Here is a 19,849-nt window from a genome sequence, read left to right as displayed (position 1 = left end):
ACAAAATTATATGGAGGACCCTATTTTAAAGCAATTCTTGATAGTCTTCGTACCGCATACAGTTAAAATTATGTAAGGAATAATTCTTTTTAGGATTACATTAGCTTCATACGTTGTGCTTTTATTTCTGTTTTACAAAGTACTACTCTTATGTATAACTTATAATATAATGGAGTGTACTTGTCAGGAAAGTGAATCTGTTTCGTCACTTATAAGGAGGAGTAACATAGAAACTATTTTTAGATATTTTTTAGTTTTAAGCAAAAGGGAATTTATTACTATCCTTAAATAAAGCGTTAATAGTTGTGTGTAAATAGTAATCTTCAAATCAAGATTGTATTTTTGATAACAATCTTTTTAAAAACAATAAAACATGGATAAAACATATTATGATCCTGCTGATCTTAAAAAATTTGGAAAAATAAGTGACTGGAATGAAGAACTTGGGAGTAAATTCTTTGAGTATTACGGTAAAGTCTTTGAAGAAGGAAGCTTATCTGCACGTGAAAAGTCATTAATTGCCTTGGCTGTTTCTCACACCGTGCAATGTCCTTATTGTATTGATGCCTACACTGGTGACGGATTAAAAAGAGGGATTTCTAAAGAAGAGATGATGGAAGCAGTGCATGTTGCAGCAGCGATAAGAGGTGGGGCAACACTAGTTCATAGTGTTCAAATGATGAATAAATATGATAAATTATCGATGTAGGTACTAAACAGTAGAACTAAAAGACAATGACTTTAAAATCACTACACGCCATTAAAAGTGCGCTATCTAAAACGGAAAAGCAATTAGAAATTCTGTCATCAGGTATTTTTAAAGATGGCAGTTTGCCTACTTTTAATGAAAAGATTAAAGAAGCAAATCAATTCCCATTGCGGCCAAAAAAAATTGAAATTCTGCAACTGAATATGGGCTATATGTGCAATCAAGTTTGTGCCCACTGTCATGTAGATGCAGGACCTGATCGAAAAGAAATAATGACTGTTGAAACGATGCAGCAGTGTATCGAAATCATAAAAAATACTGGAGTGCATACGTTAGATTTAACTGGAGGTGCGCCCGAAATGAATCCAAATTTTAGATGGTTTGTTGAAGAAGCTTCCAAATTAGGTGTTCAAGATTTTATTGTACGTTCTAACTTGACGATTATTTTGGCTAACAAAAAATACCATGATTTACCCGCTTTTTTTGCAAAACACAATATCCATGTCATTTCTTCGCTGCCTTACTATAAAAGAGAAAAAACGGACAAACAGCGCGGCGATGGGGTGTTTGATAAATCGATAAAGGCTTTACAAATGTTAAATGAAGTAGGTTATGGTCAAGCCAATAGTAATTTGAAATTGGACTTGGTATACAACCCTTCAGGTGCTTTTTTACCAACTGACCAAAATGCACTGGAATTAGACTTTAAAAAAGCACTAAAGGAAGATTTTAATATTGAATTTAATTCCCTTTTTGCAATTACAAACTTGCCTATAAGTCGGTTTTTAGATTACTTAATAGCATCAGATAATTATGAAGATTATATGTATTCTTTAGTAGAAGCTTTTAATCCTAACGCTGTTCCTAATGTGATGTGTACCAATACTATTTCGGTGAGTTATGACGGATGGCTTTATGATTGTGATTTCAATCAAATGTTAGGTTTGAAAGTAGCTTCAAAGGAGAATCATATCTCGATGTTTAATGAAGAAAGTTTAAGAAACAGAACCATTTTAATTTCACAACATTGCTACGGTTGTACTGCAGGAGCTGGCAGCAGTTGTCAAGGAACCGTTGCATAACAGACAATTTTATAAATATGAATATAGAAACAATACATAGCACAGTTGACTTTTTAAAATCGAAAGGTTTTTTAGCACCAGAAATTGGAATTGTGTTAGGCACAGGATTAGGACAATTAGTAAATCGTATTACGATAGAAGCCGAAATTAATTATACTGACATTCCTAACTTTCCTATTTCAACAGTTGAATTCCATTCAGGTAAACTACTTTTTGGAACCCTAGAAAATAAAAAAGTGATCGTAATGCAGGGACGCTTCCACTTGTATGAGGGATATAGTTTGCAGGAAATTAGTTTTCCAGTGCGAATTTTAAAAGCGCTAGGAATCACTAAATTATTTATTTCGAATGCAGCAGGTGCCATCAATTTAGACTATAAAAAAGGCGATTTAATGTTGCTAGACGATCACATCAATTTACAAGGAGGGTCTCCTTTGGCATTTAAAAATGTAGCTGATTTTGGTGAAAGATTTACCGATATGTGTGCTCCCTATGATGAAGATTTAAATAGAAAAATGTTGGCTATTGCCAAAGAAAATAGGATAACGTTGCACAAAGGGATCTATGCCGCAGTAGTAGGCCCACAATTAGAAACCCGCGCTGAATATCGTTATTTAAAAGTAATTGGAGCTGATGCCGTGGGAATGAGCACTGTACCGGAGGTAATTGTGGCAAATCATTTAAAGTTGCCCGTAATTGCAGTTTCTGTTTTAACAGATGAATGTAATCCTGATGATTTAAAACCAGTAAATATTGCTGAAATAATTGCTATAGCCGGAATGGCTGAACCCAGAATGATCACACTTTTCAAAACTTTGATTCAAAGATTAGATTAATATTTAAAGATAATATACTGAATTATGAGCTACTTAGACGCAACCAACGATTTATATAAAAATGCTGCCTTGACACCAGATGTGGGACTTTGCTGTACCACAACGCCTATATGGAAATTTCCTGGTTTGGAAATTCCTATGATCATGCAAGAAATGAACTATGGTTGCGGAAGTACCATATCGGCTCAAGACTTAGTGAATAACCCTAAAATACTATATGTGGGTGTAGGAGGAGGAATGGAGCTGTTGCAGTTCTCGTACTTTTCCAGACAAAAGTCAGGGGTAATAGGTGTAGATGTTGTGGACGAAATGTTAGAAGCTTCTCGTAAAAATTTCCTACTTGCAGAGCAACAAAACGATTGGTTTAAAAGCGAGTTCGTTGAACTGAAAAAAGGAGATGCTCTCAATTTGCCCATTGCAGATGAAAGTATTGATGTAGCAGCACAAAACTGTCTTTTTAATATTTTTAAGGCTGAGGATTTAAAGAAAGCCTTGCAGGAAATGTATCGCGTTTTAAAACCACACGGACGACTGGTAATGAGTGATCCCACCTGCGAACAGCCGATGAATGATACGTTACGGAATGACGATCACCTAAGAGCATTATGCTTAAGCGGAAGCATTCCCATTAAAGAATATATCAAAGCGTTAACTGATGTTGGTTTTGGAACAATTGAAATTCGAGGTCGCAGACCCTATAGAATTTTAGATCCAGCAAACTATCCAACTGATGAGCTAGTTTTTATTGAAAGTATCGAAGTCTGTGCTATTAAAGACCCAATGCCTGCCGATGGTCCTTGTGTGTTTACAGGCAAAGCTGCCATCTATTATGGGACAGAAGATCATTTTGATGACCAGAAGGGGCATTTCTTATTGAAAAATCAACCTTTGGCAGTTTGTGATAAAACCGCCGCTGCATTGGCAAGTCTTGAAAGGAAGGATATTTTTATCAGCGAAAGCACCTTCCACTATAATGGTGGTGGCTGTTGTTAATATGACGAAGTAATGCAATAATGAGCCTATTTAATCTCTTAAAACGCATAAGGTTAATCTAACAAAGTTTTAAGATTTGTTTAAAAACCATAACGATCAAACTAACGTATATTAGTATAAAACATTTCCATTATGAAAATTAAATTAGCAAGTTATGTAATTGTATTGTTTACCATTTTGAGTTGCAATGCACAGACAAAAAAATTGTCTTTAGAACCTAAAAAAGGAAAAGCCGTGGCGGTCTTTGCCGAAGGTTGTTTCTGGTGCAGTGAGCATGTCTTTGAAGCAGTAGTAGGAGTAGACGAAGCCATATCAGGATATACTGGTGGGCATGTAAAAAATCCTACCTATGAATATGTAGGCTCTAATAGAACGGGTCATGCAGAAGCAGTGGCTGTGTTTTATGATCCAAAAGTTGTTTCGTTTAAGGAGTTAGTTGAGGTGTTTTTTGCTTCTCAAGATCCTACGACACCCAATCAGCAAGGTCCGGACAAAGGATCTTCGTACCGTTCTATCGCTTTTTATAAAAATGCAACTGAGAAGAAAATTATCGAAGATAAAATTAAGGAGCTAACTGCTAATAAGGTATTTGCTAATCCTATTGTAACGGAAGTTAAACCCGTTGCTGACTTTTATGAAGCGGAGGCCTACCACCAAGATTATGTAAAAAATAATCCGAATCAGCCTTATGTTAAGGCAGTTTCTATTCCGCGCTACAATAAGTTTAAAAAAACATATAAGGGAAAATTAAAACCTAAATCTTAATATTATGAAACGATACAAACAACTCTTACTGCTACCGGCTGTTGCTTTTGGATTCATGGCCTGCATGCAAGCTAATAAAAGTGATCATGCGGTTACAGATACGGAAAATACGATGACGCAACAACCCGTTTTATCCTTAAACGATACTTCACTTAAGAAGGTAGAAAAAACAAATGCGGAGTGGAAAAAAGTATTGACCGCAAATCAGTATTATGTTTTGCGTGAAAAAGGTACAGAGCGACCTTTTCAAAATGAATTTAATGACAACCACAAGAAGGGAAATTACTTTTGTGCAGCTTGTAAATTACCTTTGTTCTCTTCAAAGACCAAGTTTAATTCGGGAACAGGATGGCCTAGTTTTTATGATGTCATAAATAAAAACCGTGTTAAAGAGGTTGTAGATAAAAGTTTAGGAATGGAACGTGGTGAAATAGTTTGTGCACGTTGTGGTGGACACATAGGGCATTTATTTGATGATGGGCCTAGTCCTACAGGTTTGCGTTACTGTATGAATTCAGCAGCCATGTTATTTCAAGAATCAAAATAAAAAATTGGTTACTATTTTTGTTCAAAAAAAGGGCGTTTGTTTCAACTGAAACAAACGCCCTTTTGGGTTTTACTATTTACTATATACAGCAACTAATTGCTTAGCCATTAGTAAAATATCGTAGGCTACATAATCAGGTTTTTTTGACAATTCATACAATGCTTGTCCCTCACGTGCAACAAAAGCAGTTGCTAAACCAGCATGTGCTGCTCCAGCTAAATCCCAACCATGTGCCGCAATCATCAACATTTTTTCGGGTGTAACCGCTAGTTTTTCTGCTGCCCATAAGTAGGTTTCAGCTGCGGGTTTGTACTTTTTTATTGTATCAATACTCAAGGCTTGCTCAAAATAATCCGTAAGATTCGAGTTTTTTAATTGTTCATGTAAAGCAATCTCAGGAGAGTTAGTTAAAGTAATCAATCGGAAGCCATTTTCTTTTAAAAGCTGTAATCCTTCAATGACATCTGGATAGGTCTTTAGTGACTTTATAATAGATAAGGATGCTTGAATCTGCTTTTCAGTAACTTCTTTCTGCAATGATGTTGCCGTCATCTTCAAGGTTGCAGCAGCTAGAGTTGTAAAATTGTGGTATTCATTAATGTTATTCGATACAGTGGAGAAATGTAGTAATGTTCCAAACCAAATTCGGAATCCTTGCTCTTCATCTAGCAATTCATTAACTGCCTTTTTTAACGGAGTCATATCGAGTAAAGTCTCGTTTACATCAAATACAATTAGTGGTTTGTTTTTGTGAATAGTCATTTTTGTTACTTTTAAATTAGCGATACCATTTTTTAATGGTTTCAAGTGCAGGTTTTCCCTGCGGCGTATAATCAATATTATTTTTAGCTCGTTTGTGATAATCATCGGCGTACCATTTCCAGGCAAATCCTCCTGCAAACCATGGTTGTTGGGTCATCATTTGAAATAATGCATCGTATGCATTTGTCTGAGCAGCATTGTTTATTTCATTGTTGGTTTCTTTCCAAGGAGCTTCCCCAGCATGTTTAGAATTTCTATAACCAAATTCGGTAAACAGCATTTTTTTGTTGAATTTGTGCTGTACGCCATCCATTTTTTTAATGTGTTTTTCCCATCCTTCTTTTAGGGATTCAGTGGTTGGTTTTTCTTCATTGGATAAAGGAAAATAAGCATCTATCCCAATATAGTCCAGCTGATTCCAAAAGGGAATTGTATCAAAATCATCCCAATTAGCAGCGTAAGTAAGCTTTCCTTTATAGATCGTTTTTATTTTTAAAATTAAATGGTTCCAAAACGCAGGTCTTTTTGCAACAGCATTTCCTAATTCGGTGCCAAAACAAAAAAGCGCTATATGCTCTTCCTGAGCTAGTTTAGCAAAATCAAGTATGTATTTTTCATAATCTGCTTCCCAATGTTTCCATTCGATTTCAGATGTAAAATCTAAATCTCCTGTATAAAAATTATGGTTAACCCAAAGGTGAGGTTTTAGCATCACACGCATTTTAAACTCATGTGCCATTTTAGCACTTGCTCTGATTCCCTCAGCTCTTTCTCCCCACCACTGGCGGTTGTCATTATAATGAATAGAGGCATCATCAATATTTACAAATGCATATGGTATTAAGGATATCGCGTTAACATGGTTATTTTTTAAATCTTCTAAAGTGCTATTTTTTAATTCACTGATTGGAGCTACTAAATTCATTCCCTTGTAGTCCATCAAAAAGTTTTTGGCTGGCACCGTTTTGTTAGCATTATAATACGCAAAGCCACTGATTAAAAGAACAAAAAACAATGAGAAGATAAGATATTTAGTTTTCATAAGGCTAACTTGATTTTATCATAACATTCTGAAGATGAGTTATTACTAGTTAGCTATAAAAACGTAGCTAAGTATCATTGTTTAAATATAAAATAAAAAAACCAATAAATAGGGTGGTTTATCGGTTTACAAGATGGTGTCTTTTATCGTTTAGTCTTTTTATTTACTATCTAAAAAGGTGTAGCAGAGTTTTATAATTCTTTGATCGTATTAATAATCTCAAATTTTTTAGCGGTATGCATTGTTAACATGGATTTGTTATTATTAAACCATTTCATTAGAACAGCATCAATTAATTCAGATTGCTTTTCATAACTGTTACAGGTTTTACAGATTGCCTTATGTGCAGTTAACTGTACTTTTTCGGTCACCGTTAATGGAACAAAAAATTGTTTATCGATGAGTTCTGTTGATTTTTGGCAACTTCTCAATAGCTTTCTTAATACTATATGCATGCTCTTTTCATTAAAGTGTTAGTAAACCCATTTGACATCCAAACATTTTTTTATTAGCAGTTTTGATCTATGCACTATCTGCCAATAATTAGACACCGTTATCTCTAGTTCCTGACAGATTTCGGTAGCATTTTTATGAGTCAGGTATTTAGACGTGATGGCCAATTTCCATTTAGTTGGTAATTCCTCCATACATATTTCTAGGGTGTTATTGAAGTCGGGATTATCCAATAACTCTTCCTCCTGATCCCAAATAGGATTAACATCATTATTTTTCCAGCAACCGTACTGATTAAAAAGGCCTTCGGCTAATGCAACCCCGCTAGTTTCAGTCAAGCTAAAATTTTGTTTTGTAGTTTTAGCACTTGACCTATAATAATCAATCAGCTTGTTATTAAGTATTGAAAACAACCACGTTTTGGGTTGGCTTTTTCCTTGAAATGTATCTAATTTACGAAAAGCTGCTAAAAAAGTTTCTTGAACTAAATCTTCGGCTGTTTCTTTAGAAGATGTTTTGTATAGCGCCCAAGAGTAGAGTTCGTCACTAAATTGATTCACCCATTTTTCTAAAACTATTTTATTATTATCTGTAATCTCGCTCATGAATATAGCCATCTGTGGTTTTAATAATCCAAATGTACTGCTTTTTTGGACTGTAAAAAGCCAGTTTTTTCATAAATTAAATACGCTAAGACCACGATGTACTCTAGCGCTATGAGCCAAAAATTCTCCTGGAATTCAGGCTTTGAGTAGGCACTATAACTCAGTATTACCGTTAAACTCCAGATGATAGGATAATTGTATTTAGTAAAAATGCTTATTAATACAAGGTTTATTACATACCAAGGATGCACTGTAGTAGCAGTAAAAAAGTAAACGGTTAAAACGAGCAACATGCCTTCAAACAATTGCTCAGTCGTTTTATTTTTCCCTTTTACGGCTTGGTAAGCAATAAAAGCAATCATTAAAACAGGGATAATCCGTCCTGTAATGTGTATAATATTGTAACCTGTTATCCAAAACCCAAGGGCACGAATAAGATAATAGAGGCTGGCGTTGAACTCAAAATTCGTGAACCACAAGCCTATAGTTGCACTGTATTTCTGAATGAGCTCTTCAGATAGAAAAGGGAGGAATAAAGCAACATTTATTCCAATAACGATACTATAAAAGGCAGTTGCTTTTTTCCAACCTAATTTGTTTAAAAATAGGGGTAGCAATAGCAGTGGTAATAATTTTACAGATATGGACAACGCTAAAATGAAGGCAGCGAGTGGCCATTTGTTTTTTTGCAAAAAATACATCGCAAGAACAAAAAAGAAAAGCATAACACCTTCAAAATGCAGATTACCGCTTAATTCAATAATTACTAATGGATTCAGGAGGTACCAAAATATTCGGTGTTTATTTATTCCTAATAATGGTAATAATTTGCTTCCAAAATAGAGAATTCCCAGATCGGCAGCAATAATTATTATTCGCATAGCGATGACTGTTCCTAGGATAGATTGTTTACTAAAAAAGGCCGCACCGGCAAATAAAAACTGATTGATAGGAGGATAATTAGAGAAGTGACTGGCACTTAAACTTCCCATACCCTCATAAAGCGCTTGCGCATTGGGCAGTGTAAAATTGCTTTGAGCTATTAAATCATTGGGGAGTTGTAAATAAGGGTTAATGTGATTTAAAATTAAATTGCCATCCCATATAAATCTAAAATAATCTTGTGATAATTCAGGCAGCGCTACTAGAAATATAAGTCTGAAAAGGATTGCTGCACCTATCAAAAAAGAGGCATTGTTTTTATTGGTTTGTACCAATTGGTACATTAAAAAAAACAGCAGGCAGCAGGAAAGTAGCAGACTTGTAAAGTCGGTTCTTTGTAATCCATACGCAATAAAGCTATAAACAATTGCGCTTAAAACTAGATAGCCGTAGGACTTGACCAAATTTAATCTGTTTGTACTCATCACTTAGTTTGAATGGATTTTACAAATACATACCCATAGCCTACAAAGAGCATAATATGCAAGCTAATTAAACTGTAATCATTTAAAGTATAGGCACTATAAATTCCAAAAAGGAAGTATAATAATAACAATCCTTCTATAATAAGATTTTTTGAAAGGGTATGTGTTAAGTAGGAGTTCTGCTTCCATTTTTCCTTCAAACCTTCTATGTTTAGTTTTGGAGTTCTAATAAATTCGCTTTTCTTTCCCCATAGACCTTCTAGAACGGCAATACTATTGTGAAATGAAAATCCCATTACAATTGTAAAAAAGGATAGAAATAAACTACTGTATTTTACAAATTTTTTAACACCACCGCCATGAATACTTTTATAAGAAGTCCAGTAGCTTATAAAAAAGAGCAAAGAAGTTATGATAAAAAAGATCAGAAGATCAAATACTTTGTTGAATTCACTGTACTCATTTTTGATGTACAGCATCGGTACGCTAAGTACAGCCATTGTAAAAACAGCCAAAAACATCGTACTATTTAATAGGTGTAAAACGCCGTGCGCTTTTGTCTTAAATCCAATGGATTTTGATTTCAGTAACCGACAGGCGTTTTTACTGAAATTTTCGGCACCACCTTTATTCCATCTAAATTGCTGGGAACGTGCCGCGCTTATAATTGCCGGTAATTCCGCTGGCGTAACTACATCTTCTAAATATTTAAATGTCCAGTTTTTTAACTGTGCGCGATAACTAAGGTCTAAATCCTCTGTTAGGGTGTCACTTTCCCAATTTCCAGCATCCAAGATGCATTCTTTTCGCCATACACCCGCAGTGCCATTGAAATTGATAAAATGCAATTTAGAATTGCGACCCACTTGCTCCAACGTAAAATGAGCATCTAAGGCGAAAGCTTGGATTTTGGTTAACAAAGAATAATTGCGATTCAGATGCCCCCAGCGCGTTTGCACCACGCCAATTGCGGGGTCTTTAAAATAAGGAATGGTTTGATAAAGCCAGTCCTTTTGCGGGACAAAGTCGGCATCAAATATAACAATAAAGTCTCCCTTAGCTGTAAGTAAACCTTCTTTCAGAGCGCCAGCTTTGAATCCAACTCTATTCGTTCGCCTGATGTGACTTATATCGAGACCAGACTGCACCATAGTAGCAATTTGCGCTGCGGTATCGATGACACTCTCATCTGTACTATCATCTAAAACTTGTATGTCTAAACGGTCTTTTGGATACTTCATTTGCTCAACAGCAGCTAACAAACGTTCCACTACATATTTCTCATTATAAATAGGCAACTGTATTGTTACTAGAGGAATTTCGTTTGGATTTGAAAGATCAAACTTAGGTGCATTATCTGTATTCTTTTTACTTTTTAAATAATTTAGTAACAAATTAAAGTGTGCCAAACTATAGAAAAACAGTAGCAAAATAGAAATGCCATATAGAATTACAATGATATAAGAAAGTTGTAGCATGTTTGTAATGTACCCTTTTACTGGGCTTTTATTTAAAGGTATATTTAAAAATCCAACCTATTATTTTTATTCCTGCCATAATGGTTCCTTTTACAGTTCCAGACACTTTTGAAACACCAATTCTATCTTTATAACGAACAGGAATTTCAACATAGGTCATTTTTTGTTTCAAGACTTTGAGTTGCATTTCGACTGTCCAGCCATAGGTTTTGTCTTCCATGTTTAAGGCCAATAACTTATCATATTTAATGGCTCTAAACGGACCCAAGTCAGTAAATCTAGCAGAAAAGAAGCTTTTCATTAAGGTAGTTGCTAACCAGTTTCCAAAAACTTGCTGCGGTGTCATTGAATGTTTTGATCGTAAACGGGCAACTCTCGCGCCTACAACAAAATCAATTCCATCAGTGACAATTGGAGCTACAATTTGTGTAATTTCCTCAGGAAAATCAGAATAATCACCATCCAAAAAAACAACAATATCCGGTTTTACGTCTAATTGGGCTATGTATTCCATGCCCTTTAAGCAGGCATGGCCATAGCCTTTTCTACTTTCTGAGAGTACTGTAGCACCAGCGCTTTGAGCAACTTGGATCGTATTATCTGTAGAGTTGTTGCTAATGACTATTACTTCATCAACATAAGAAGGAATATCCTGAATCACATGTGCAATGGCTTTCTCTTCATTGTATGCTGGAATAATAACTTTAATATTTTTCATAGTATTTTAGAGACTCCTAGGAATGTTTTTTCTGGTTTGCAAATTAAGAATTAATATAAAAATGCCTGACTTATTTTTGGTTTATTAAGTCCATCAAATCAACATCATTTCCTAGTAGTATTTCGTTTGAATTAATTCTTCCCGCTGGACTATCATTCTCTAGTTTTAACACCCCACGCGGACAAACAGCAGCACAGATACCACAGCCAACACAGGAAGAGCGCACAATGTTTTCTCCTTTTTGAGCATAGCTTCGCACGTCAATTCCCATCTCGCAGTACGTAGAACAGTTACCACAAGAGATGCATTGACCACCGTTAGTCGTGATTCTAAACCTCGAAAATAAACGTTGTTGCAATCCTAAAATGGCGGCCATGGGGCAACCAAAACGGCACCATACACGATTTCCTAAAATGGGATAGAAGCCCACACCTACAACACCACTAAATGCGGCACCTATAGCAAAACCATACCATTCTCGTAAAGCATTACTGTCTATGAAAAGGATGTTTTGATTTCCAGAAAAATAATTAATTAATAAAGAAATAATTATAATAGTTACTAAAGACAAAAGGGTATAAACAGCATCTGTATCCAGGTCTTTCCTTTTAAAAATATAGAGTGCGGCTGTGAATACCACTAAAAAAGAGACAGTACCATATATGAACTGATCTTTAGTAATAAAACTCATCTCGGGATTATTTGTAAGAAAAGTAAAAATAACAGCAATTGTCATAACAAAGGAAAACACGAGTACGGAGTGGATCATCCAACGCTCTATCTTCCAGGATACTGTTGATTTGCTAGAGAGATGCCTGTAGCTATCTCCCGCAGTTTCGGCAAGTCCTCCGCACCCACAAACCCAGGAACAATACCACCTTTTGCCATAGAAATAGGTAAGTATAGGCGAAATAATAAAAATCATTGCAATCCCAAAAACCAACATGAACATACCTAAATTGCCGCCTTCTAACATGTTTTTAAGATGCCAATCATTAAAAAAATAATAATTTAACGGCCACATATTTTTGATGTCTTTAGTAAAATAAGCTTTCTCTGGATTCAGTTTTTCTAAAATTTCAGGAATTAAAAATGCAAATCCTAATTGAAAAAACATTACAGATAGGGTTCTAACTAATTGGTACTTATTGTGACGGTACTTTAAAATAAATTTATATCCCAGACCAAGAATAGCAATAGTATACAAAGTTCCATAAACAAACCACTGACTCGCTGCTTTTCCATTTAATACTTTACTCAAGGGGTCAAAGAAAGCCACAATTCCCGTATTAGCACTGCCATCTTGACTAAGACCAAGATATTGGGGAAACCAGTATAGAACAATATAAAATAACGTAAGAATAACGCCCATCATCCATGCCCAACTGCCTCTGCTGCTAAAGTCTTTGTGCCACACTCCATTATTTTTTATTCCTTCAGGCTGATTTAAATAAGTGCGGTTAGCATAAAGTACTATTCCTGTAAAAATAGCTACAATTGAACCAGTTAGCCACAATGCTTTATTAGGGAAGTTAATATTGAATAATGAAAGAGCCATTATGAAAAGCCCAAATAACCCTAAAGCAATAGCTCCTTTTTGGATACCGTCCATTTGTATGTTTTCGTGAGAAACTACGGCCGTATTTTTAATTGTTTTACTCATGCTTCTGTATTTTTTGCATCAGCAAACTGACTGATAAATTGCTTTTTTATTTCTTTATTATGGGACGTAAATAATTCTGGATCAAAATTAGCCTCTGCTAAATGAGTAACAACATAATCCACCGTTTTTTTAGTGGAGAGTACCTGGTCAAAGAATTCATGACGCATGCGGATACCAAAAGTATTAATTCCTAAAAAAGTGCGGTTTTCTTTGTCAAAAGCAATGGTAATTGCTTTTTTTCCAGAGGCATGTTCCCAATAAAAATGTTCTTCATTTTCTTTGGCTTTAGCCCAAACCCAACCGTAAGTTTGGTATTCTATATCTAAAAATTTAGCGGAGTTAAACCAATGTCCGGGTTGGTACGGAGCGGGGTTTCCAGTCAACGTTTGTGCCAAGACTTCTCCCATCATCCTGCCAGTATACCAGACGGCTTCTATAGGTCGTCGCATACCAATAGCCTGCTGTTGTTCAGCGCAGTCACCAATTGCGTAGATGTCTTTAATATTTGTTTCTAAAAAACGATTTACTTTAACACCTTTTCCCAGTTCAATTCCAGAATCCTTTAAAAACGCAATATTAGGGGAAACTCCCGTGGTAAGACCTACAATTTCACAAGGGATGGTTTCTCCTTTATCAGTAATAATTGCTTTTGCACGACCATTTTCATCCGCTTCAATACGGACTAGATTAGTTTCTAAACGCAGCTCAATACCGTGTTCCCGAATATGGCGATTGATCATTTGGCTTTCGCCCAAAGGCAAAACATTTCCCCAAAAGCTTTTCTCACGAACTAAAAATGTAACAGGAATAGCTCTGGAATGAAGCATTTCAGCTAGTTCAATTCCAATTAAGCCTCCACCTACAATAACCGCTCTTTTAGTGCTTGGCGCCCAATTTTCTAATGCCTCTAAATCTTGTTTGTGATACAGGCCCGTAACGCCTTCTAAATCTTGTCCTGGCCAGTCAAATTTATTAGGCTTAGAACCCGTAGCTAGTACTAATTTATCAAATGAGATACTGCTATTATCTTGCAGTTGTACTGTTTTACTTTGAGCATCGACACTGACTACCAAACCTTCTATGAGCTGAATATCATTTTTTTTCCAAAAATCATTTTCATAAGGCTGTGTGTGCTCAAATTTCATATGTCCCATAAAAACATACATCAAAGCCGTTCTGGAAAAGAAAAAAGTAGCTTCGGATGAGATTATAGTAATCTTAGCTTTTGATTTTTTTCGAATGTGACGCGCAAGCGTTACTCCAGATATGCCGTTACCGATGATGACAATATGTTCCATAAGAAGTAGTGTTGGTTGTATTACTTTGTTTTAAAATTGGCAGTTGGAGTAAAATATGTAGGATCTTCTTTTACAAATTGTATAGCTGTCAGGTTTGCAGTCCCTATATTTTTAGTCAGTCCTTCGTCCTTTTTCCATTCCCAAAAAATCCATTTTGTAGCAATGGGAACACCTTCTACCTTTTTATATTCCAAGTATTGAATGGCATGCGGGTTTTTCTCGGCCTCTTCTTTGTTCCCTCTTACGGTTACAATGTAGGCTGCTTTTTCTAATAAATGAGTTGCTTTGTCAGCATACACCACATACCAGTCATCAGGAGCGTCTCCAGTGCCTGATTCAAAAGTCAGTTTCTCAGTCAAATAATCGGCATGATTTGCTTCTTTATTGTCATAGGTATTCCATTTGGTCCCAGGATCGTTTAACTTGTAGGGGAAAAGAAAAAAGTATTGCCAGGTATACGCATCAAACCGCACATTTTCCTTATTAGGAATCGCAGTAGAATAGTAGACTTTATCTTTGTCAACAATAATTTTTGCTCCATTTTCATATTCAATAACTGCCTTACTAGAATTGGTTAGAACGGTAAAAAGAGCATTCATTCTTTCTTTACCACCAATATTGAGCTGCATCTTAAACTGTACCGCTTCCTTTGATAAAAAAGCCTCTTTTTGATGTGCCTCTCCAATTTTCTCAGTAAATTTTTCTTTTTCATCAGTGGATTTACATCCTATAAATGCGAAAGTGGCGATAAGTGATGCAGAAATTAATTTTCTCATTGTGGTATTCATTTTTTTGTTAGAATGTTTTTGTAATCTAATATGGTTTGGCATTTGTTGCGGTTATATTATTTTCTTCCTATAATATTGAAGTATACTTTCTGGCGAATGCCCCAATCTGTATTTTAGATGAATCATAAAAAAATGATACTGTAATCGCCATACTCCATTTCTTCGGTACCTTCTTGCTGAGGTGGTGATGCTTCTTTGAATTACTGTAAACTGTTTCAGTTGATAGAGTCTGGAGATGATTTCGTTGTCTTCATAAATTATTAATTGGGCATTAAAACCATTAATTTCTTCAAATAAATCTCTAGTAATAAATAATGATTGGTCGCCACCACGACAAGATAGGTGATTGAACCTCGTAAACCATTGTGATATCCTTAAAACTGGATGGCCATAATCAAATTGCATCTTGAAACAACCTGCTTTATTCCCTCTATCGACTTCATTCTGAATCAATAAATCAAAATTTTTAGGCGGAAAACTATCACAGTGTAAAAAATACAGGATTGCCCCACTGGCCATTTTTGTGCCCGTGTTCATTTGTTTGGCTCTGCCTTTTTCGCTCTCAATAAAATGTACGTTTGTGTCGGTTTTAATTATTTCAGCTATTCCATCACAACTCCCACCATCAACAATAATAATTTCCAAATTACTTCCCTCACCAGCACTTTGTTCTAAATGGGATAGGAGCTGGTTAATGTTTTTTGCCTCATTAAAAACAGGAATGATAATCGAAATTTTATTCATTTAAACTCCAGTTGTATTCTTTGTAATATACTTTAGCATTGCTATTGATTTTTACTTTACTATACTGATTCAAAAAGTCAATGACAGTCCCATTTTTCTTAAAATCAGCTGCAAACCAATCAAATATTTTTGAAATTTCTAACTTGTTTGCAGTCAAGATGTTTTTTGATCTGTCATTGATAAATCCTTGTGCAGCAGTAGCTAATTGTTTGTCTAATTTACTTTCAGTGTAAGCCTCATTTAATAAATTAGGGCAAGAAAAGGACGCGCAGTTAATGGCAAAATGAATTCTAGGCTCTCCCATTTTACGAAGGATGTCATGTTCTATTTCTTCTAAGCTGTATTTTTTAGCACCTAAACTAAATAATTTTTTACCCCAGGGGTCATTTATGTCTTTAATACTTTTTGTGGGATAATTATCGATGATTAGTTTTACTGTAAATGCATTGTAAGCGTTAATCCAATAGGCAAGAGTCGCGTTTTTTGACCATGATTTTGCAGGTACATTTGATGCTAATTCACTCAAATAACTTTGCAGCTCTTTACTGTCTCTTTGAAAACCTTTGTAGTTAACATTTCCGTTTTTTGAAACGTTTCTGTGCAATAAAGCATCCCACTTAGCATGATCCAAGTTTTTAATCGTTTCTAATGCAGTACTTTGATAGGCAGCTGGAGGCAGTGACGCACTATTACTGTTTTTGCCACAAGAAAGTAAAGGTAAAAGGAGCAAGATTAGAAAATATTTTTTCATCGGTATTGATTTATTTGAATAATAGTATAGACAGAGGAAACCGTTGTTCCTGACACAAAAAGCTTATTTTTTTAAAGGATATATTTCTTGATGGATAAAATCTTTTGGAAATTCGTTTTCATCGTGAAATCCAAGTTCGATATCGCGTCCGTCTGTAGGGATGTAATTTGTTTTAAATAGGTAATCCCATAGACTCAATGATATTCCAAAGTTAACCCCGTATTTATTGGGCAACTTTTTGCTATGATGCCAAATATGCATTTTTGGGTTGTTAAAAACGTATTTCAAAAATCCATAATCCCAGCCTACATTAGCATGGTTCAAATGCCCAATGGCAATCGAGATAAAATGCACGATAAATACATCTTCAAGATTCACACCTCCAATAAGAATAATCGGAATGTACAAAATGGATTTGTAAACAATAGGTTCCATCCAGTTGTATCTAAAGTGGGCTGCAAACCCCATTTGTTTAACGCTATGATGGGTTTTATGAATTTTCCATAGAAAAGGAATCGTGTGCAAGAGTCGATGCACATTCCATTGAATAAAATCACTAATAATAAAAAACAAAATTAGAGCTTGCGGTTTGGGTAATTGCGAAATCGAAAACAGCTGAATTGAAGTTAGCTCTAAACCTACAAGCTGCAGCACATCATTTATAATTTGCTCTGTGACATTCGAGAGTGCAATCAAAAGAATTAAATTGAGCAGGAAAAAATTGAAGAAAAGGTAAAATAAATCTAGCCAGAAGTCTTTTCGAAAAATAGCTTGATTCTTTCGCCAAGGAAAAAGGATTTCGAGTAGCCACACTACTAGTGAAATAGCAATTAATCCATAAAAATAGTTATCCCATTTCCAGTACAGAATTTCATTTTTAAGGTAGTTAAAATAACCGCCATAAGAGTTGAGTAATACGTCAATATATTTTTTCATTATTAATGTCTAATTGTATTTTTTCCGCAATCGTAAATAAGTGAAACCTATTTTTAAGAGCTATTGTTAGTTGTTAGATTTTATCTAGTTTTGAAAAGGAATAACTGCTTTGTTGTAAATCTTCAAAAGTGTCAATGTCATTTAATGTTTGTAAAAGGCCAACTTGCTGGCCCTTTAAATCCTTCAATGTTTCTTGGAATATCGTTTCTTTTCCCCATTTTTTATTTTCGAAGATTAAAGCGGTACTTTTTTTTAATCCTAGCAAATAATAGCCTCCATCTTCTGCTGGTCCCATCACGACATCGTTAGTCAGCATTTTTTCAAAAGCGTCTTCAATAATGATCGCTTTCAAGTCAAATAAATCACTGCCTATAATGATACAGTTTTGGTAACCTAATTCAAAAAGATCTTCAAAAGCCTGCCGCATACGCTGCCCTAAATCGCCACCGGCTTGTAGCTTTTTTTGAAAATTTGCAGTGGCCCAAATGTCATCTTCAACAATTGTACTGTCATAAAATACAAATTTATCACAATCTAGTTGTTGTGTTTCCTGCATGGTGTGCAACAATAGGTCATTGTATACAGCCAATGCTTTTACATCACCAATTGTTTTAGCTAGTCTGGTTTTTACTTTACCTAGTTCTGGGTTGCGAGTAAAAATGAGTAAAGCATTAGTCTTCATACACTTTGATTCCTTTCGTTAGATATTTACTCCATGTTTTATTAAAGGCATGAACACTGTCTGTTTCCTTGTTTTGATTGTTTACTACTTTACCACCCGTATTTTTGTACTCAAAAATTCCGCCATATAAATTATAGACATTTTTATATCCCAGTTTTTGTAGCTTTTCACCTATTTGTTCACTTCGCACACCTATCGAGCAATAAACAATTAGCGGGGTATTTTTATCTTTTACTGCTGCTGAAACTCTCTTGGCATTAAAATGTTCAAAACCTACCGGAATAGCTCCTTTTATATGGCTAGTGTTAAATTCTTTTGGTTCACGAGCATCTAAAAAAACACTGGTTTTGTGCTGCTGCAGTTCGGACACTTTTATGTAAGGTACCGTTTCTTTATTCAGTTTTTTTAGCACTTGCGGAATGGTACTTTGTGCAGAAAGCGTTAATGAAAAGGAGAGGCAGATATAAAGGAAGTAACGAAGCATGGTATTTTTTTATAAAGGTATTTAATTTAATAGACGTCTAAAAATTTATTTCCTGACAACAAGATCATCTGCAATTAACTTCATAGACAAAAATTGAATATTTTTTAATTATTAAGGCTAATTAAAATTTAAAACTAATATTTTTACATAAGGATCTTCACTTATAGTGTTTTATACAACACTTTTCAATAAAATTAAAACAATCAAGCAATGCAAATAGGAATTATCGGTTTAGGAAAAATGGGATTTAATTTGGCTCTTAATTTAAAAAGAAATGGTTATGATGTTGTAGCTAATGATGTCAATAGTGAATTTCTTCAAAATATTTCTAAAGAAGGAATTCAAACAGCGGTGACGCTAAATGAATTAACAGAAAAATTAAAAGACAGAAGAGTGATCTGGATGATGGTGCCTGCTGGTGCGATAGTCGATACCGTGATTGATTCATTACTTCCTCATCTTCAGCCTAAAGATATTATAATTGATGGCGGAAATTCCAATTATAAAGATTCAAAGAGGCGTTATGCGGCTTTAAAAGCACAAGGAATTGATTATTTGGACTGTGGAACTTCTGGTGGAACTTCTGGAGCTTTAAATGGTGCTTGTACGATGATTGGGGGTGATAAAGAGGTATATGAGTATGTGGCCAAAGTATTTGAAGCTATTTCAGTTCCTGACGGTTCTTTGTATACTGGCGCAGCTGGAAGTGGGCATTTTACAAAAATGGTGCACAATGGTATTGAGTATGGGATGATGCAATCTATAGCAGAAGGATTTGAGGTGTTTGAGCATTCCGAATTTGATATAGACTTTAAGAAAACAGCCAAATTATTCAATCATGGATCGGTAATTCGAAGTTGGTTGATGGAGTTAACTGAGAGTGCTTTTTCTAAAGATCCACAACTCGATAGCATTAAAGGAATCATGCATTCGTCAGGCGAAGGCAAGTGGACATTAGAAGAAGCTTTAGATTTGGGAGTACCCACACCTGTCATCGCCTTGTCTATTATGATGCGCTACCGATCCCAAATGCAAGACACTTTTTCAGGCAAAGTGGTAGCTGCACTTAGAAATGAGTTTGGAGGTCATGCTGTAGAAAAAAACGAATAGCACATAATTGCGTTCATCTATTCTATTCTGTACCTT

General features: G+C 35.2%; 22 protein-coding genes. 7 read left to right on the top strand and 15 right to left on the bottom strand.

Going from position 1 to position 19,849, the window contains the following annotated elements; all coding sequences use genetic code 11:
* Positions 1 to 373: 373 nt before the first annotated feature.
* The 6 genes from ACEN2K_RS04485 to msrB all read left to right on the top strand — a co-directional run bounded on the left by ACEN2K_RS04485 (position 374) and on the right by msrB (position 4,932).
* The gene (locus ACEN2K_RS04485; protein WP_441758123.1) at positions 374 to 709 is read left to right on the top strand and encodes an arsenosugar biosynthesis-associated peroxidase-like protein; all 336 of its coding nucleotides are present in this window, start codon (positions 374 to 376) and stop codon (positions 707 to 709) included.
* A 26-nt stretch (positions 710 to 735) separates the two neighbouring features.
* Positions 736 to 1,791: an arsenosugar biosynthesis radical SAM (seleno)protein ArsS gene (gene arsS / locus ACEN2K_RS04480; RefSeq protein ID WP_441758122.1), complete on the top strand. Its 1,056-nt coding sequence runs from the start codon at positions 736 to 738 to the stop codon at positions 1,789 to 1,791.
* 17 nt (positions 1,792 to 1,808) lie between these two features.
* Complete coding sequence (locus ACEN2K_RS04475) at positions 1,809 to 2,627, top strand: purine-nucleoside phosphorylase (protein WP_441758121.1); 819 nt, start codon at positions 1,809 to 1,811, stop codon at positions 2,625 to 2,627.
* Positions 2,628 to 2,651: 24 nt separating this feature from the next.
* Positions 2,652 to 3,620 carry an arsenosugar biosynthesis arsenite methyltransferase ArsM gene (gene arsM / locus ACEN2K_RS04470; RefSeq protein WP_441758120.1) on the top strand — a complete coding sequence of 323 codons (969 nt, stop codon included), beginning with the start codon at positions 2,652 to 2,654 and terminating at the stop codon, positions 3,618 to 3,620.
* Between the two features lie 132 nt (positions 3,621 to 3,752).
* Complete coding sequence (gene msrA, locus ACEN2K_RS04465; protein WP_441758119.1) at positions 3,753 to 4,385, top strand: peptide-methionine (S)-S-oxide reductase MsrA; 633 nt, start codon at positions 3,753 to 3,755, stop codon at positions 4,383 to 4,385.
* Between the two features lie 4 nt (positions 4,386 to 4,389).
* On the top strand, positions 4,390 to 4,932 hold the full coding sequence (gene msrB / locus ACEN2K_RS04460; protein ID WP_441758118.1) for a peptide-methionine (R)-S-oxide reductase MsrB: 543 nt from the start codon (positions 4,390 to 4,392) through the stop codon (positions 4,930 to 4,932).
* 72 nt (positions 4,933 to 5,004) lie between these two features.
* On the opposite strand, the gene ACEN2K_RS04455 is transcribed toward msrB, so the two are convergent.
* From ACEN2K_RS04455 to ACEN2K_RS04385, 15 genes are all read right to left on the bottom strand, one after another.
* On the bottom strand, positions 5,005 to 5,694 hold the full coding sequence (locus ACEN2K_RS04455; RefSeq protein ID WP_441758117.1) for a haloacid dehalogenase type II: 690 nt from the start codon (positions 5,692 to 5,694) through the stop codon (positions 5,005 to 5,007).
* Positions 5,695 to 5,710: 16 nt separating this feature from the next.
* A complete protein-coding gene (locus ACEN2K_RS04450; RefSeq protein ID WP_441758116.1) occupies positions 5,711 to 6,736 on the bottom strand; it encodes a glycoside hydrolase family 113 in 1,026 nt (341 codons plus the stop codon).
* 191 nt (positions 6,737 to 6,927) lie between these two features.
* Positions 6,928 to 7,191: a hypothetical protein gene (locus ACEN2K_RS04445; RefSeq protein ID WP_441758115.1), complete on the bottom strand. Its 264-nt coding sequence runs from the start codon at positions 7,189 to 7,191 to the stop codon at positions 6,928 to 6,930.
* Between the two features lie 18 nt (positions 7,192 to 7,209).
* Positions 7,210 to 7,794, bottom strand: a complete 585-nt coding sequence (locus tag ACEN2K_RS04440; protein WP_441758114.1) for a sigma-70 family RNA polymerase sigma factor — start codon at positions 7,792 to 7,794, stop codon at positions 7,210 to 7,212.
* 20 nt (positions 7,795 to 7,814) lie between these two features.
* Complete coding sequence (locus tag ACEN2K_RS04435) at positions 7,815 to 9,161, bottom strand: glycosyltransferase 87 family protein (RefSeq protein ID WP_441758113.1); 1,347 nt, start codon at positions 9,159 to 9,161, stop codon at positions 7,815 to 7,817.
* A complete protein-coding gene (locus ACEN2K_RS04430; RefSeq protein WP_441758112.1) occupies positions 9,161 to 10,639 on the bottom strand; it encodes a cellulose synthase family protein in 1,479 nt (492 codons plus the stop codon). The genes ACEN2K_RS04435 and ACEN2K_RS04430 overlap by 1 nt, the downstream gene beginning before the upstream one ends.
* A gap of 28 nt (positions 10,640 to 10,667) precedes the next feature.
* Entirely contained in the window at positions 10,668 to 11,357 is a 690-nt protein-coding gene (locus ACEN2K_RS04425; RefSeq protein WP_441758111.1) for a glycosyltransferase family 2 protein, read from the bottom strand.
* Between the two features lie 70 nt (positions 11,358 to 11,427).
* Positions 11,428 to 13,020, bottom strand: coding sequence for a 4Fe-4S binding protein (locus tag ACEN2K_RS04420; protein WP_441758110.1), 1,593 nt, complete (start codon positions 13,018 to 13,020; stop codon positions 11,428 to 11,430).
* A complete protein-coding gene (locus tag ACEN2K_RS04415) occupies positions 13,017 to 14,318 on the bottom strand; it encodes an NAD(P)/FAD-dependent oxidoreductase (protein WP_441758109.1) in 1,302 nt (433 codons plus the stop codon). The genes ACEN2K_RS04420 and ACEN2K_RS04415 overlap by 4 nt, the downstream gene beginning before the upstream one ends.
* 20 nt (positions 14,319 to 14,338) lie before the next feature.
* Complete coding sequence (locus ACEN2K_RS04410) at positions 14,339 to 15,094, bottom strand: DUF6503 family protein (RefSeq protein ID WP_441758108.1); 756 nt, start codon at positions 15,092 to 15,094, stop codon at positions 14,339 to 14,341.
* A gap of 63 nt (positions 15,095 to 15,157) precedes the next feature.
* Complete coding sequence (locus ACEN2K_RS04405; protein ID WP_441758107.1) at positions 15,158 to 15,850, bottom strand: TIGR04283 family arsenosugar biosynthesis glycosyltransferase; 693 nt, start codon at positions 15,848 to 15,850, stop codon at positions 15,158 to 15,160.
* Positions 15,843 to 16,601, bottom strand: a complete 759-nt coding sequence (locus ACEN2K_RS04400) for a DUF547 domain-containing protein (RefSeq protein ID WP_441758106.1) — start codon at positions 16,599 to 16,601, stop codon at positions 15,843 to 15,845. Before ACEN2K_RS04400 ends, ACEN2K_RS04405 begins: the two co-directional genes overlap by 8 nt.
* Before the next feature lie 63 nt (positions 16,602 to 16,664).
* Positions 16,665 to 17,537 (bottom strand): sterol desaturase family protein, encoded by an 873-nt coding sequence (locus tag ACEN2K_RS04395; RefSeq protein WP_441758105.1) that lies wholly within the window; start codon positions 17,535 to 17,537, stop codon positions 16,665 to 16,667.
* Between the two features lie 73 nt (positions 17,538 to 17,610).
* On the bottom strand, positions 17,611 to 18,219 hold the full coding sequence (locus tag ACEN2K_RS04390) for a TIGR04282 family arsenosugar biosynthesis glycosyltransferase (RefSeq protein ID WP_441758104.1): 609 nt from the start codon (positions 18,217 to 18,219) through the stop codon (positions 17,611 to 17,613).
* Positions 18,209 to 18,703, bottom strand: coding sequence for a rhodanese-like domain-containing protein (locus ACEN2K_RS04385; protein WP_441758103.1), 495 nt, complete (start codon positions 18,701 to 18,703; stop codon positions 18,209 to 18,211). Before ACEN2K_RS04385 ends, ACEN2K_RS04390 begins: the two co-directional genes overlap by 11 nt.
* Before the next feature lie 210 nt (positions 18,704 to 18,913).
* Here ACEN2K_RS04385 and gnd point away from each other — a divergent pair, with 210 nt between their 5' ends.
* Positions 18,914 to 19,813: a phosphogluconate dehydrogenase (NAD(+)-dependent, decarboxylating) gene (gnd, locus tag ACEN2K_RS04380; RefSeq protein ID WP_441758102.1), complete on the top strand. Its 900-nt coding sequence runs from the start codon at positions 18,914 to 18,916 to the stop codon at positions 19,811 to 19,813.
* Positions 19,814 to 19,849 lie beyond the last annotated feature (36 nt).

This window comes from Flavobacterium sp. W21_SRS_FM3 (genome assembly GCF_052113625.1).
Taxonomy (GTDB): Bacteria; Bacteroidota; Bacteroidia; order Flavobacteriales; family Flavobacteriaceae; genus Flavobacterium.
This window is presented reverse-complemented; position numbering and strand designations above follow the sequence as displayed.

What these genes read in the sequence shown, in the direction of transcription:
- ACEN2K_RS04390 (WP_441758104.1), bottom strand. Translation starts at nt 18,219, where the DNA reads ATGAAGACTAATGCTTTACTCATTTTTACTCGCAACCCAGAACTAGGT.
- ACEN2K_RS04455 (WP_441758117.1), bottom strand. Translation starts at nt 5,694, where the DNA reads ATGACTATTCACAAAAACAAACCACTAATTGTATTTGATGTAAACGAG.
- gnd (WP_441758102.1), top strand. Translation starts at nt 18,914, where the DNA reads ATGCAAATAGGAATTATCGGTTTAGGAAAAATGGGATTTAATTTGGCT.
- msrA (WP_441758119.1), top strand. Translation starts at nt 3,753, where the DNA reads ATGAAAATTAAATTAGCAAGTTATGTAATTGTATTGTTTACCATTTTG.
- ACEN2K_RS04420 (WP_441758110.1), bottom strand. Translation starts at nt 13,020, where the DNA reads ATGAGTAAAACAATTAAAAATACGGCCGTAGTTTCTCACGAAAACATA.
- ACEN2K_RS04445 (WP_441758115.1), bottom strand. Translation starts at nt 7,191, where the DNA reads ATGCATATAGTATTAAGAAAGCTATTGAGAAGTTGCCAAAAATCAACA.
- ACEN2K_RS04405 (WP_441758107.1), bottom strand. Translation starts at nt 15,850, where the DNA reads ATGAATAAAATTTCGATTATCATTCCTGTTTTTAATGAGGCAAAAAAC.
- ACEN2K_RS04425 (WP_441758111.1), bottom strand. Translation starts at nt 11,357, where the DNA reads ATGAAAAATATTAAAGTTATTATTCCAGCATACAATGAAGAGAAAGCC.
- ACEN2K_RS04410 (WP_441758108.1), bottom strand. Translation starts at nt 15,094, where the DNA reads ATGAGAAAATTAATTTCTGCATCACTTATCGCCACTTTCGCATTTATA.
- ACEN2K_RS04395 (WP_441758105.1), bottom strand. Translation starts at nt 17,537, where the DNA reads ATGAAAAAATATATTGACGTATTACTCAACTCTTATGGCGGTTATTTT.
- ACEN2K_RS04450 (WP_441758116.1), bottom strand. Translation starts at nt 6,736, where the DNA reads ATGAAAACTAAATATCTTATCTTCTCATTGTTTTTTGTTCTTTTAATC.
- msrB (WP_441758118.1), top strand. Translation starts at nt 4,390, where the DNA reads ATGAAACGATACAAACAACTCTTACTGCTACCGGCTGTTGCTTTTGGA.
- arsS (WP_441758122.1), top strand. Translation starts at nt 736, where the DNA reads ATGACTTTAAAATCACTACACGCCATTAAAAGTGCGCTATCTAAAACG.
- ACEN2K_RS04435 (WP_441758113.1), bottom strand. Translation starts at nt 9,161, where the DNA reads ATGAGTACAAACAGATTAAATTTGGTCAAGTCCTACGGCTATCTAGTT.
- ACEN2K_RS04475 (WP_441758121.1), top strand. Translation starts at nt 1,809, where the DNA reads ATGAATATAGAAACAATACATAGCACAGTTGACTTTTTAAAATCGAAA.
- ACEN2K_RS04415 (WP_441758109.1), bottom strand. Translation starts at nt 14,318, where the DNA reads ATGGAACATATTGTCATCATCGGTAACGGCATATCTGGAGTAACGCTT.
- ACEN2K_RS04385 (WP_441758103.1), bottom strand. Translation starts at nt 18,703, where the DNA reads ATGCTTCGTTACTTCCTTTATATCTGCCTCTCCTTTTCATTAACGCTT.
- ACEN2K_RS04485 (WP_441758123.1), top strand. Translation starts at nt 374, where the DNA reads ATGGATAAAACATATTATGATCCTGCTGATCTTAAAAAATTTGGAAAA.
- arsM (WP_441758120.1), top strand. Translation starts at nt 2,652, where the DNA reads ATGAGCTACTTAGACGCAACCAACGATTTATATAAAAATGCTGCCTTG.
- ACEN2K_RS04430 (WP_441758112.1), bottom strand. Translation starts at nt 10,639, where the DNA reads ATGCTACAACTTTCTTATATCATTGTAATTCTATATGGCATTTCTATT.
- ACEN2K_RS04440 (WP_441758114.1), bottom strand. Translation starts at nt 7,794, where the DNA reads ATGAGCGAGATTACAGATAATAATAAAATAGTTTTAGAAAAATGGGTG.
- ACEN2K_RS04400 (WP_441758106.1), bottom strand. Translation starts at nt 16,601, where the DNA reads ATGAAAAAATATTTTCTAATCTTGCTCCTTTTACCTTTACTTTCTTGT.